Origin of the sequence: Candidatus Pedobacter colombiensis, from assembly GCA_029202485.1 — a bacterium.
In the GTDB taxonomy this organism is placed as follows: Bacteria; Bacteroidota; Bacteroidia; order Sphingobacteriales; family Sphingobacteriaceae; genus Pedobacter; species Pedobacter colombiensis.
In genome coordinates this window covers 2,793,732-2,807,491 of the sequence record CP119313.1, presented here as the reverse complement: position 1 = coordinate 2,807,491, position 13,760 = coordinate 2,793,732, and the positions used below count along the sequence as shown (strand labels likewise).

Genomic DNA, 13,760 nt, shown 5'->3' with positions numbered 1-13,760 from the left:
ATGAAACACAGAATAACATTAACATTGGCACTGGCCTGTTCATCTTTAATGAGCACAGCGCAGGAAAACTTTACCATTAAAGGTAATTTACAAGGACAAGGTAGCGAGAAAATCACTTTAAGAGGTCCTCAGGGAAATATAGAAATCGAAGCAAAGAACAATGTTTTCGAATTATCAGGGCCTGCGGGGAAAGAACCATTTGTAGGGTTTATGGATACCGGTGTTGACCGAAAGCTTTATCTGGGTGCTGGTAAAACAGGAATGTATATGCCGGCCCAGCCTCTGGATGTTGTATTAACTGCAGGGACCAAATTGACGATTACAGGAACAGCGGAAGATCTGAACCTGGCCAGTGTAACAGGCGATCCACTAAATGATAGTTTCACGCTATACCGTAAAATATTGGAAAAGGATTTAAGAGAGATGCAGTCGCTGCAAAAACAAATGATAGAGATCCGTATTATGGGTTTAAAAGATGGTCAGCAAGAAATCATGCAGAAGATGGTAGAAAATAGAAAGGCCATTACCGCGAATCGCAAGAAGTTTATTAAAGAGCATCCCGATGCATTTTCGAGCCTGTATTATTTATCTATCGGGGGTAAAGAGTATTCTATAACAGAGTTGGAAGAAGCTTATAACGGATTGTCTGCTACCTACAAAGGAACACGATATGCCAAATCAATTAAAGACAGAATTGAAGCCGGAAAAGTTATATCATCAGGTGGACCAGCACCTGATTTTAGTAAACCTGACGCAAATGGCAAAGTGGTTAGCCTCTCACAATTTAGGGGGAAATATGTATTGCTGGATTTTTGGGGTAGCTGGTGCGGACCTTGTCGTGCTGCAAACCCTCATCTTAAAGAACTATACAAAATGTATGCAAGTAAAGGCTTCGAAATTTTGGGTGTAGCGAGTGAAAAAGTAAGTGTTCAGGCACAGGCGGAAGATATGTGGAAAAAGGCGATTGAGAAAGATGGCCTTACCTGGACAAACGTATTGAATAATGAAACGTCTATGAAACAGGATGTAGTACAGATGTATGCTATTGAGGGGTATCCAACTCAAATTTTATTGGATAAGGATGGAAAGATTGTAGCAAGATGGCTTGGGGCAGCAGGTAAAGCCTTGGATGATAAGTTAAAAGAAATTTTCAACTAACGATGAAGCTAACAGTTAAAAAAAAGATAGTAGCCGTATTTTTCGGCTTGCTAGGTTGTGGTATCCTTACCGCACAGGCACAAGTAAAAAAAGAGATATTGATTAAAGGCAAAGTAGCAGTACTTAATCCGGAAGTTTTCAAAAAGTACAACATGGTCTGGTTGTATAAAGGAATTGGTAAAGGGAAAAGGATAGTGGATTCCGTAGCTGTAAATGCAGATGGTAGTTTTAGCCTGCGCGTACTGAAGCCAACAACTCCGGCATTGTATCAATTGGATATTTTAAAATGGCAAACCGCTTCCTTTTGGTCAGATGAAGATGTTTATATCAGTGCCAGAGGCTATGATACAGCTAGAGTGAAAACCAAAAATTCCGGTTACATTGCCGTCGAAAGTAAGTCACATGCCACACAACTGATCAATTCAGTAGTTTATAACCAATATCTTGCAGAAAAAGAAATGAACCTGCTTACGGAGGAGAGTTATGCTGCTTTTAACCACAAAGCCAAAGATTCTACCTGGCTTTATTATTTGCGTTCAAAGGGCTTAATCAAAAGCAAGAATGAAAATGAGGCGCTTCGGTTAAAGCAAATGATCAAATCAAATGAAGACAATCCAGCTTTGGTCTATTTGGTAGCGATGTTGCCAACAGAAAAAGATAATACTTTTTTTGAAACCACTTTGAATAAGCTGATCGTTCGTTATCCACAGATGGAAGAGGCAAAACAATTGAAAAAGGAATACCTGGATAAAAAAGCCATTCGTAATTCTTTAAAGACAGGTAGTGAAATACCCACAATTGTTTACAATAATCCTGATGGTAAACCTGTAGACGTTAAGTCTTTTAAAGGTAAGTATGTACTGATAGATTTTTGGGCTAGCTGGTGCGGTCCTTGTAGAAAAGCGATTCCAGAAATCAAAACACTTTATAGTCAATATAAGGAAAAGGGATTTGACGTGCTAAGTGTTTCGATAGACACGGATAACGCAGCATGGAGAAAAGCGATGTCTGAAGAAGATATGCCCTGGACGCAGGTTTTGAGTCCTGATAAAAATAAAACACTGGCAGATTTTATGATTATGGGTGTTCCGACACTTTTCCTTGTAGATAAAGAAGGTAAAATTGTAGAAAAGTATACCGGATTCAGTGCCAAGCTAAAAACACAGCTCGAGGATATCTTTAAAGATAAAATTTAAGGTTTGTGAAAAAACAGTATTTGTATATTGTGTTTGTCTTGCTGATTACATGTTGTCATACAGCATCCTTTGGACAAAATTTTAACAGAAAAGAGTTTGAAGCTACTATTCGGAAGGGCATCGAAAAGGCATATGGTGCATCGGTAAGAATATGGGGCATAGATACAGTAACAAAACGACAAAATAGTGCGCAATTTAGTGGTGTTGTTGTAGATACAATGGGACATATTTTAACTGCAGCACATGCAATTGTTCCCGGTAAAAGATATAAAGTTATTTTTCCAAGCGGAAAAGAATTCCTGGCAGAGGGGATGGGAAAGATGGGGTTTGAGCCCAAGACAGGAAGGCCAGATGCTGCTATGATAAAGATCATAGAAAAAGGAAGTTGGCCCGTAGCAGAAATGGGTTGGTCATCCAGCCTGAAGGTAAATGAACCTTGTATCAGCATTGCCTATCCAACAACGCTAAACCAGCCTTTACCAACTATCAGAGTGGGCAGAATTTCAAATCCGCTCACACCATGGGGTTTTGTGGAGTCTAGTTGTAAGATGGAACCTGGAGATTCAGGAGGCCCGTTGTTTGACTACATGGGGCGGGTGATAGCATTACATAGCCGAATTGATAAGTCAGAACTGATAAACTTTGAAATTCCGGTGGATACTTATCGGAAGTATTGGACGGCTTTAAGTGTTGCTGACACATACGAAGCTTATCCTAGTCGGGAAGATGGCATTAAGAATGATCCCTTATCGGGAAATATCATCAGTTTTGAGGAACTGGAAAATCTTACGACTACTTTTTCGCGGCCAGGAGCCCAGTTCGAAGGAAAAGACTTACGTGTTAAAAGCATGTTAAAAGGTGAAGAACAACAGATTTTTAGCACCGTTATTTTGCCGGAGGGGAAGGTGTTTAAAGATTTAGCTAAAGAGGGTAGTATCTTATTGAGTAAAAGTTCTATGGTAGGTGAGCAAATCATGGTAGCACAGGGCACTGAATGGGTTAAGGCTACTGTTATTGCAAGAGATAAGGAAAGTGATCTCGTATTGCTGAGGATTGCTAAAAGACTAAAGAATGGTATTAAGTTGACATCTGCAGATACTTCCGGATCGGCTTTCAGTGATTTGGGGAGGTTTTTAATCTCTCCTTTAAATGGGCAGGATAATAGGGTCAGTGTATTGGGAAGTGGCTATTTTAAACAACCTATAAAATTCAGTTCCGGATATTTCGGTGCATCGGCGAATTTTAAAAATGAACAAATTATTCTGACCAGGATCAATCCTGATAGTCCTGCTGAAATCGCTAAATTACAATTGGGCGATCAGATTACCGGCATTAATGGAATACCCATTAATAAGCCTGAACAATATGGAGCTGAACTTATGAAATATGCCCCCGGTGATACAATAACTATTCAAGGCATACGCGAAGGTAATAGCTATAATTTAAATGTGGCTTTAACAAAAATGCCTGTGCGTTTTACAGTTCATCCTGCAGATCAGTTTGACGGTGGGAAAAGCTTTAGACTAGATGGATTTGAACAGGTTTTTGCGCATGATGCAATTCTTAAACCAGAAGAATGTGGTGGGCCGGTTTTTGATTTAGATGGAAAGTTTTATGGTATAAATATCGCAAGATTTAGCAGAACATCATGTTTGGTTATATCCCCTAAAACGATCTATGATTTTGCACTTAAAAGTTTGCAAAACTAGAAAGTGATAGTAAATCCGGGTATTAATGCGGTATGGATCATACCCGGATTTACTTTATATTTTACAACCAGCCAGGCTATTTTCTGCCTGTTTCAATTGTTGTTGCATTTCGCTGATGGCGATGTTACTTTGTTTCTTTAATTCCGGTAGCAGTTCTTTATAATAGGCAATTCCATGCTGCAGCTGCTCTTTAAATTTAACAAAGTATTTAGATTTTTTAGCACTTAGCTCATCCAATTGCGAGGAAATGTCTTTCTTTAAATAATCAATATAAAGGTTTAATTCATTGATGAATAGGTTTGGTCGGTTTACAGTGCTCAGTAAATCAGCTCGTCCGTAAATATGGCTTACCATTTCTTTCAGACTGTATTTTCCGGAGAAATAGGCGAGGTTAGGACCTGGACAGATACTAACAGCTTTGCTCTCTTTAGGCTTCAGCATATCATTTTTTAGATAAGCAGAAGCACATAAACCTTCACACAAGCAAACTTTTTCAGTAATGGCTCTAAATTGTTGTTGATAGGCCGTTTCAGACAAATCCTGTTGTTTCAATTGCTTAATTTTTTGGTGTTGGTATTCCCGGGAAGCCGTGCAAATAGGTAATGTTGTAAATTCAGTATTGGTGCACAAAAACTTCTTGGTACATGGACTACCCGGTCTACCTTTTTCTATTCGTTCCAGTCGCTGTTGCTCAATGCTGCTATTTTTAAAATTGTTAAAAAGTACGCCAAGAGGAGATGAATTACTCAAGTAGAAATCATCCTTTCGGGCATTTGCGAGGCTGTTTAGTGTAACATCATCAACATTTGTGGCCTCAGGAACCAGTAAAAATGGACTTCCCCAACCGGCAGCATCCAGCTGATAATAATTGAGCAAAAATTCATGCTCATCAGCTGTACCAATGCCACCCTGAGCCGTAATTCTTTGTGCAGGGTTAATTTGCGGAATTATGTCTTTTATAGTAAGTGCAGTACAGTAAATAGAATAGAGTTCAAGATATAATTCAGCGCGTTTTTCTTTAAATTCTTCAAGGATAGGTCCCAATAAAAAGCCTTCGGTCGCAAAAGCATGTCCACCGCAGTTTAAACCAGATTCAACTCTAAATTCGGAGACCCACAAGCCTTTTTTTGCCAGCATTTTTGCCTGTATAGTTGCCGAGCGGAAATCACTTACTTTAAGGATAATGCTTTTACTGATTTTGCCGGATTTATCTGGATAAAATCCAGTACATTTTTCCATATAAGTATAAAGCCTTGGGTTTAATCCTGCAGAAATAATCACGGCCGAATTTACATTGCTGTTGGCAAAGCCGCGCATGGCAGCCAGGGCGTCTGTATAATCATCATCAAGATACTCATCATCCGTATTGTAATTGGCTTTGTCTACTTTCGACATGATATTTACATCAATACTCCCGGGTTTAATAGCAGATTTAAGGATATCTTCAGCCAGTTTTTTCTGCGTGACATCGGTTATTTTCAGCATGTCAGTAAACATTCTTTTTAAGGAAGAGGTATCAGGCAATAATTCAAAATATCGGTTTAAATCACTACCAGTTTCAAAAATCCCCTGCTTTAATATTGCAAATTGCTGATTAACCAGTTTGTTCAGTAAATTTAAGTAAGCCGTAATTCTTAAAGCCCGGCTGTCTGGTTCTTTTTTATCGATTATAACGTAACTTTCATTGTTCTTTTCCGAGTGGAATTTTCGCATACGTTCGGTAAGCTCATCGTCCACAATAGAAACGACAGAGGAAATACCATATTTAGCAACTTTTAAAGGGGTGTCTATTGAATAACCCAGTCCCAGTACTGGAATATGAAAAGTATGGTTCATGAAATTTATGAATGATTTAGGCTACAAATTAGCGTACTATTTTTAGCTTAAAATATGATTTAGATCACTTTTTAATCTGATTTGCGCGATAAGTTCATGATTGATAAAATTTATATATTTGTGAAAATAAGGTTATGGAGCAACTCAGGTTATTAGAAGCAATTATTGAAACAGCTATTGATGGTATAATTACTATCGATAAACGTGGAAACATTGAAAGCCTGAATCCTGCGGCGCTTAGACTTTTTGGTTATACACTGGAAGAAGTAAAAGGTCGAAACATAAAAATGTTAATGCCCGAACCGGACCAAAGTGGACATGATGGTTATTTAAACAGGTATCAGACCACAGGAGAAAAACGTATTATTGGCAAAGGTAGAGAGGTACGTGGCTTAAGAAAAGATGGTGGAACATTTCCTTTCAGACTTGCTGTAAGTGAGGTTCAGTACGATGACCGTATAATTTATACAGGGTTTATACACGATCTTTCCAAAGAAAAAGAGGCTGAAGAGCGGTTAAGAGAGTATGCTGCCGAATTGGAAGAACTGGTTGAGGAACGAACCAAATCTTTAAGAAAAACAGTAAGGGCATTAAGTGAGGCTAAAGAAGAAGTAAGTTTATCTTTAGAGAAGGAAAAGGAACTGAATCAAATGAAAAGCAGGTTTGTATCTATGGCTTCCCATGAGTTTAGGACACCGCTAAGTTCTGTTCAACTTTCTTCATCGTTGATTGAAAAATATGCTCTGCCATACAGTAATGTAAACATCAGCAAGCACGTAGGTAAGATTAAAAATGCAGTAGGTAACTTAACTACAATTTTAAACGATTTCTTATCGCTCGAACGCCTGGAAGCAGGAATAGTTGAACCTACTTTTGTTCCGTTTGATTTGGTAAAGTTATCGGAAGAAGTCACCGAGGAAATGCAGATGATTGCGAAGCAGGAGCAACATATTATTTATCAGCATACAGGCTTGGAAAGTATAGTAAGCCTGGATCAGAATCTGATCCGGAATTGCATGATCAACCTGATTTCTAATTCCATTAAATATTCAGGTGAACATACATTTATTGAGTTCAATACAGAGATCAATGATCATCAATATATCATCACAATAAAGGACAATGGGATCGGAATCCCTGAAGCTGATCAGAAGCATTTGTTTCAGCCATTTTTCAGAGCCAATAATACAGGCAATATACCGGGTACAGGGCTTGGATTGAATATTGTGCTCAGATATGCTACTTTAATGAATGGAACGCTTCATTTTGAAAGTACAATTAACAAGGAGACTACTTTTAAACTATCTTTTAATAAATAGATGAAGAAGACGAGGATACTGATCATAGAAGATAACGAAGACATCAGAGAAAGTATTGCAGAAATATTAGAACTTGCAAACTATGAAGTGTTTCAAGCCCAAAATGGGAAAGTAGGAGTTGAAATAGCCACTGCAAATTTTCCTGATCTGATACTTTGTGATATTATGATGCCTGAACTGGATGGTTATGGCGTTTTGTATCTTTTAAATAAAAATCCTAAAACTGCAGCAACACCTTTTATTTTTCTTACAGCAAAGGCAGACCGTGTCGATATGAGGAAGGGAATGGAAATGGGGGCCGATGATTACCTGACCAAACCTTTTGATGATGTAGAATTATTGAATGCCATTGAAAGCCGGTTAAGTAAGAAAGATAAGCAGGAGATTTTTTATAGTCAATCGTTGGAGAAGCTTACTAGTTTGGTTAGTCATACATCAGGTATTGCCGAACTCGAAAAAATGATTGCTGACCGGAAGGTACGGAATATAAAAAAAGGACAGGTCATTTATTACGAGGGTGATGATGTTCTGGGTGTTTATCTGGTATTGGCTGGAAAAGTCAAAACAGTGAAAATGAGCCTGGATGGCCGGGAATTTTTGACAGGTATTTATGGAATGGATGAATATTTTGGAATCCCCTCACTGATTAGCCAGGAACCTTATAGCGAAACAGCGGAAGCGTTGGAGGATGCGACAGTATGTCTGTTACCTAAAGAGATGGTTGAAGAACTATTAAATAAGTACCCGGATGTGACCAGACAGTTTATTCATATCCTTTCTAATAATTTACTCGAAAAAGAAGAACAATTGCTGCAACTCGCTTACCATTCGGTAAGAAAACGTATGGCGGATGTATTGGTGAGACTATGCAGGCAGGAAAAACAAGCTGAGGAAATGAACTTAAAAATTTCCAGAGATAACCTTGCTGCTATGGCTGGTATGGCCACTGAAACGGTAAGCCGAATACTTGGTGACTTCAGAGATGAAGGGATTGTGGATAAGAAAGGAAATCAGATTGTTATATTGGATGAACCACGGTTGCAGAATATGAAAAACTGACGAAGATCATTTTTCGTACTGACTGATATCATTCCCTGAAGGAGAATTGCGCGTTAAATTTGATTATTAATAATCAAATTTGCATGAAAGTCGTTGCCTACAGTATAAAATTATTTGAGAAGGAACCCCTGGCAATTGCCAATCATAAAAAGCACGAAATAACCCTGATTTCTAATGTGCTGAATGCCGATACTGTAAGCTATGCTACAGGAAAGGAAGCTGTAATTGTATTTGAAGATGATGATGTATCTGCAGCTGTGATCAATAAGCTTGCAGATATGGGAGTGAAGTACATTGCTACTCGGTCCACTTCGTCTGATCATATTGATCGGACAACCGCCACTGCCAGAGCCATAAGAATTGCAAATGTCCCATCAATGGCCTTAACCGGTCTCACTGAGGCAGAATTGCCAATGGCACTCGCTGAAGAAACTATCTTAAATCTGGACAAATGGCAGCAGAAAAAATGCCTTGGCTTAGCTTGCGTTTGTTCAAGATCCTGTGATCAAGTAAACCATTCATCCTTAAATAATCAAAATCATCATTCTCATGAAAACAAACACGCTGATTGAAAAGTATCACGTGGCTGCACCACGCTATACCAGCTACCCAACAGTTCCTTATTGGAACGAGCATAGTTTTGATATAGACAAATGGAGCAAAACAGTAGTCAATGCATTTAATGAAAGTAATTTTGATGATGGCATTAGTTTGTACATTCACTTGCCTTTTTGTGAAGATTTATGTACTTATTGCGGATGTAATACCCGGATTACTAAAAATCACGACGTAGAAAAGCCTTATATTGATGCTTTACTTAAAGAATGGCAGCTTTATCTCAACCTTTTTAAAAGTAAACCGTTGATCAGAGAACTCCATCTTGGCGGTGGTACACCAACATTTTTTAGTCCTCGCAATCTCGACTTTTTAATTAGGGGGATATTGAGAGACGCCCAGTTACATAAAAATGCAGAGTTTAGCTTTGAAGCTCATCCAGGAAATACATCGGAAGCACATCTTTTTACACTGAGTAGATTAGGGTTTAAAAGATTAAGTCTTGGTATTCAGGACTTCGATCCTAAGGTTCAATTGGCAATCAACAGGGTACAAACAGTGGCTCAGGTCGATGAGATTACACAATTGGCACGTCAGACCGGATATCATTCTGTTAATTACGATTTGATTTACGGATTGCCACACCAAACGTTTTCGGGGCTGACTGATACACTGGAAGAAGTGTTGAGGTTAAAGCCTGATCGTATTGCTTTTTATAGCTATGCACATGTACCATGGATTAAACCCGGGCAACGAAGATATACAGAAAATGATCTGCCTTCACCTGAATCTAAACAGGAGTTATATGAGCTAGGTCGGAAACTACTGAAAGAGGGTGGATATACGGAAATTGGTATGGATCACTTTACATTGGCTACAGATAGCCTTTACCAGGCCGAAAAGACAGGTACATTACACCGCAACTTTATGGGGTATACCCATCAATACAGCAAGATGATGCTCGGTTTAGGTGTTTCTTCAATTAGCGATACCTGGAATGCATTTGCGCAAAATGTAAAAACAGTAGAGAACTATATGGAAATGGTAAATAATGGCGAGTTTCCTGTATTTAAAGGCCATATTCTAAGCGAAACCGATTTGTTGATCCGTAAGCATATTCTAAATATCATGTGTAAAGGACATACTTCGTGGACAGTATTGGATCTGGAAAATGAAGCTTTTGCAGAAGGATTGAAAAGAATGCGTTGGCTTGCTCAGGATGGATTGGTATTCCTTTCTGCCAATGAGCTACAAGTAACCCCATTAGGTAAAAGATTTCTTCGAAATATATGCATGACGTTGGACGTACGTTTATGGGAAAAACAGCCGGAAACTCAATTGTTCAGTATGGCTGATTAAGGTCAATACTCTGCAAATTTAGTGTTCTCAGATTCCTAATCTTACAGGCTGGTCTTTCGACTGGCCTGCTTCATTTTATGACTATTTACAAATGCTGGTACCTTTTTCTGAACCAGCAGGGCTTAAATAAGGGATATCCAGTGTCAAGCCTCTCAATATGAACCATACGCCAATAAAAAGCATCAGGTAAGGAATAGCATGGTTAAGCTTTCGTCTAAATACCGTTCCGGTAAAGCCCAGCCCAAGGGTAGCAATAAACATCAAAGGTAATGTGCCCATTCCAAACCAAAACATATAAGTAACCGAGCCTTGAACACTTTCCGTATTTAATGCACCTGCGAGAGCAATATACACAAAGCCACAAGGCAAAAAGCCATTGATAAAACCTATAATGAGATGATTAGCTTTATGCTTAAGGGCATAATTAAACATACGGTTAAATGGAGCAAGTATAAAAGATGGATTGTTCCTTAAAAAACTAAGCTTAAACAATCTGGAGCAAGCTGCCATGATAATTAATATACCACTTAAAATACTGATCCCTTGCTGAAAACCGGCAAGCCAGATCTGTTTGCCTATTAAACCAATTACAATTCCTAAGCTACAATAAGCAATAACGCGTCCTAATTGATAGATGAGTTTGTCTACCACCAGAAAAAGCCCACCTTGCTTTAATGATGGAACAGCAAAAGCCAGGGGGCCACACATGCCAATGCAATGTACGCTCCCTAGCAGCCCAATCATAAACACAAGTTTTTCAGTGTTCATGGTATAATGACCTCCTGTTCATTTAAGTAAGCTTTACCTTCATTTGTCCAGGATATAATCAATCGCCATTGGCCTTTTTTTATTCCTTTTAAAGGAATCTTTACGGTATTGGTAGCATCTGTTTGTATGGAAACCTTTTTGTCCATTTTCTGATCAGCGTTCCGTACCAATTTAATATCCCCATCCGCTTTGCTTTTAAATAGAAGGATGATGCTATCATCTGTAATACTTATCGAAGGAGCAGCATTATCGATTTTTACCTGTTCTTTACGGCTATAGTCCTTATCATAATCTAAGCCTTTTTCATAATAATCAGTATCCACCAGCGCATCGGTTTTGCTGTTGATCATCAATACCGAAAGCACAATAATAAAGCTCATAAAGCAAAGCATTCCAATTACTAATTTTGTTCCCCAGTTCATTTTTTAATTGTTAGGTGGTGCAATAAATGTGGTTTTAAAGTGGTCAACAAGTTTGCCATCGGCAACCAATTTAAAGCCAATTTCAGATTTATATGTACTGATCTCATTTTGTGGAAGTATGACAAAGAAGGTGAGTTTAGCCGACCCTCCGTAGGCAATAGAATCCGGTTTCTGGATGTATTGTATCTTTGCTTTTGGATTATTGGGTACAACTTCGAATTTGATGTTTCTGTTTGTTTTGTTGATCAACTCTGCATTGTATAAGTTGCTGACTGTTTTTTCTTTATCTCTTAACTGATACAGTGTTCCTCCAGCCCTTAAAATCGTGGTTTTTACATCACTTCTGGTCATTAATAAATAGGATAAAACGCTAATCAGAATAACTAAAACAGCGGAATAAGCATAGATACGCTTGTTGATATGAAAAGGTTGCTTGGTCTTGATTTCATCTTCCGATTTAAAGCCAATCAACCTTGTCGGGCGGTTAATCTTTTCCATTACCATATCGCAGGCATCAATACACGCAGTACAGTTAACACATTCCATTTGTGTGCCGTTGCGGATGTCGATACCTGTAGGGCAAACATCTACACATAGTTTACAGTCGATGCAGTCGCCCGCCAGATTTTCTTCTCCTTTAATACGTTTTGCTCTAGGTTCACCGCGCTCATAATCATAGGCTACGATGATGCTTTGGTTATCTAATAAAACACCCTGTAACCGACCATATGGACAAACTACAGTACACACCAATTCACGTACCCGGGAAAACACGAGGTAGAAGACAAATGTAAAGACAGAAATGGACAGAAATCCAGACAGGTGCAGGGAAACCGGTTCTGTAATGATGATGCTCAAGGCATCAGCTCCAATAATGTAAGCAAGAAAAATATTGGCGATGAGAAAAGATATGCAAAGATAAATGCCATGCTTTAATGTCTTTTTAAAGATCTTTTTAGCATTCATGGGGCCTTCATCCAGTTTTTTCCTTTTTAGATGGTCGCCCTCAATCCATATTTCAATTTTGCGGAAAACCATTTCCAGAAATATGGTTTGCGGGCAGGCCCAACCACAAAATACTCTCCCAAATACAACCGTAAATAAAACGATGAACACCATAAAAGTGAGCAAAGCCAGTACAAACAGATAGAAGTCCTGAGGCCAGAAAACGACCCCAAAAAGTACAAACTTCCTTTCCAAAACATTGAGCAGAATCAGCTGTTCGCCATTAAATTTGACAAATGGGGCCGCAAATAATAAGGCTAGAAAGAAATAGCTAAGTACTGATCGATATTTATATAGCGTTCCTTTTACTATCCTTGGATAAATCCATTTGCGGCTTTTCCCATCATCCGTTAAGGTCGAAATCTGGTCTCTGAAATGATTTGGACTTTGCGACATATTATTCTTTTTTACCCTGAGGAGCTTTTGCTCCCGGTGGGTTACTTCCTTTTAATGACATTACATAGCTGGTGATGTCTGAGATCTGTTTTGCATTCATGGATTTCTCCCATGCGATCATTCCTTTTTCCGGAACGCCATATTTAATGGTTTTAAAGATGTCCTTCACTGTTCCGCCATGTAGCCAGTAATCATCAGTTAAGTTTGGTCCAACAATACCCTCACCATGTTCGCCATGACAAGGTGTACATACATTTTTAAATAAGGCACCTCCAGCTTGTAATACAGCCTTATCTGTCGATGCTTCAACATTATTCTCGTTGATTTTATTGGCGCCACCACCGCCAGGTTTTTGTAGCAGAGCAATGCGGTCTTCTTCAGCTTGCTGCAGCTCTGTCGCATATTCTTGCTCCTGGGATTGGCCCCAGCCCATCACATGGTAATTAAACATATAGCCTACAGCAAACAGTATCGTTCCATAGAAGAGGACCATAAACCAGGCAGGAGTGGGGTTATCCAGCTCTGAAATGCCATCAAACTCGTGTTCCATAACCAGATCTTTCTCTTCAGAAAGTGGTCTAAGTCCCAATAGCCAGGTCCACAAGGACTTTTTCTCCGGTTGTGCAGCTGCCAGCTCTTCCTGTGCCAGCCGATGTTTTTCTCTTTCCTCTGCAGTAGCGAAGTAGGTAGGGTTTAGGCTTTGCTGCACATAGATTTTGATTACCCTCAAAACCAATATGGCAGCTATTAGTATGCTTACTGCAACAAACAGTAAGGCCCAGATTAATATATCATTCATTGTACATCATCTTTTAAAGGGAGTTCGCTCATATATTTAACTTCTTCCTTTTTCATATTGAGCAACAATATGGCTACCAGGATGAAAAAGAGCATGAAAATTCCAAGGGAAGTCAGTAAATAGACCTGGTTTCCGCTGGTTTGATTTAAAAATTGTTTAAACATGGTATTATAGGTTAG

At 38.9% G+C, this 13,760-nt stretch carries 13 protein-coding genes; 7 read left to right on the top strand and 6 right to left on the bottom strand.

Annotated elements, in window-relative coordinates; all coding sequences use genetic code 11:
- The 3 genes from P0Y49_12025 to P0Y49_12015 are packed head-to-tail and all read left to right on the top strand — an operon-like array spanning position 1 to position 4,063.
- Entirely contained in the window at positions 1-1,158 is a 1,158-nt protein-coding gene (locus P0Y49_12025; GenBank protein ID WEK17523.1) for a TlpA disulfide reductase family protein, read from the top strand.
- 2 nt (positions 1,159-1,160) lie between these two features.
- Positions 1,161-2,354 carry a TlpA disulfide reductase family protein gene (locus tag P0Y49_12020; GenBank protein ID WEK17522.1) on the top strand — a complete coding sequence of 398 codons (1,194 nt, stop codon included), beginning with the start codon at positions 1,161-1,163 and terminating at the stop codon, positions 2,352-2,354.
- Positions 2,355-2,359: 5 nt separating this feature from the next.
- Positions 2,360-4,063, top strand: coding sequence for a trypsin-like peptidase domain-containing protein (locus P0Y49_12015; protein ID WEK17521.1), 1,704 nt, complete (start codon positions 2,360-2,362; stop codon positions 4,061-4,063).
- A gap of 54 nt (positions 4,064-4,117) precedes the next feature.
- Here the strand turns inward: P0Y49_12015 and P0Y49_12010 are convergent, their stop codons facing one another.
- The gene (locus tag P0Y49_12010; GenBank protein WEK17520.1) at positions 4,118-5,899 is read right to left on the bottom strand and encodes a hypothetical protein; all 1,782 of its coding nucleotides are present in this window, start codon (positions 5,897-5,899) and stop codon (positions 4,118-4,120) included.
- 134 nt (positions 5,900-6,033) lie between these two features.
- Here P0Y49_12010 and P0Y49_12005 point away from each other — a divergent pair, with 134 nt between their 5' ends.
- From P0Y49_12005 to hemN, 4 genes are all read left to right on the top strand, one after another.
- Positions 6,034-7,218, top strand: a complete 1,185-nt coding sequence (locus P0Y49_12005; GenBank protein ID WEK17519.1) for a PAS domain-containing sensor histidine kinase — start codon at positions 6,034-6,036, stop codon at positions 7,216-7,218.
- Complete coding sequence (locus tag P0Y49_12000; GenBank protein ID WEK17518.1) at positions 7,219-8,277, top strand: response regulator; 1,059 nt, start codon at positions 7,219-7,221, stop codon at positions 8,275-8,277.
- A gap of 83 nt (positions 8,278-8,360) precedes the next feature.
- Positions 8,361-8,849, top strand: a complete 489-nt coding sequence (locus P0Y49_11995) for a lactate dehydrogenase (protein ID WEK17517.1) — start codon at positions 8,361-8,363, stop codon at positions 8,847-8,849.
- Positions 8,827-10,191, top strand: coding sequence for an oxygen-independent coproporphyrinogen III oxidase (hemN, locus tag P0Y49_11990; GenBank protein ID WEK17516.1), 1,365 nt, complete (start codon positions 8,827-8,829; stop codon positions 10,189-10,191). Before P0Y49_11995 ends, hemN begins: the two co-directional genes overlap by 23 nt.
- A gap of 81 nt (positions 10,192-10,272) precedes the next feature.
- Here the strand turns inward: hemN and P0Y49_11985 are convergent, their stop codons facing one another.
- The 5 genes from P0Y49_11985 to P0Y49_11965 are packed head-to-tail and all read right to left on the bottom strand — an operon-like array spanning position 10,273 to position 13,745.
- The gene (locus P0Y49_11985) at positions 10,273-10,959 is read right to left on the bottom strand and encodes a sulfite exporter TauE/SafE family protein (protein ID WEK17515.1); all 687 of its coding nucleotides are present in this window, start codon (positions 10,957-10,959) and stop codon (positions 10,273-10,275) included.
- Positions 10,956-11,381, bottom strand: coding sequence for a FixH family protein (locus P0Y49_11980; protein WEK17514.1), 426 nt, complete (start codon positions 11,379-11,381; stop codon positions 10,956-10,958). Before P0Y49_11980 ends, P0Y49_11985 begins: the two co-directional genes overlap by 4 nt.
- 3 nt (positions 11,382-11,384) lie before the next feature.
- Positions 11,385-12,782, bottom strand: a complete 1,398-nt coding sequence (gene ccoG / locus P0Y49_11975; GenBank protein ID WEK17513.1) for a cytochrome c oxidase accessory protein CcoG — start codon at positions 12,780-12,782, stop codon at positions 11,385-11,387.
- A 1-nt stretch (position 12,783) separates the two neighbouring features.
- On the bottom strand, positions 12,784-13,581 hold the full coding sequence (locus tag P0Y49_11970) for a cbb3-type cytochrome c oxidase N-terminal domain-containing protein (protein WEK17512.1): 798 nt from the start codon (positions 13,579-13,581) through the stop codon (positions 12,784-12,786).
- Positions 13,578-13,745: a hypothetical protein gene (locus P0Y49_11965; protein ID WEK17511.1), complete on the bottom strand. Its 168-nt coding sequence runs from the start codon at positions 13,743-13,745 to the stop codon at positions 13,578-13,580. Before P0Y49_11965 ends, P0Y49_11970 begins: the two co-directional genes overlap by 4 nt.
- Between the last annotated feature and the right edge of the window lie 15 nt (positions 13,746-13,760).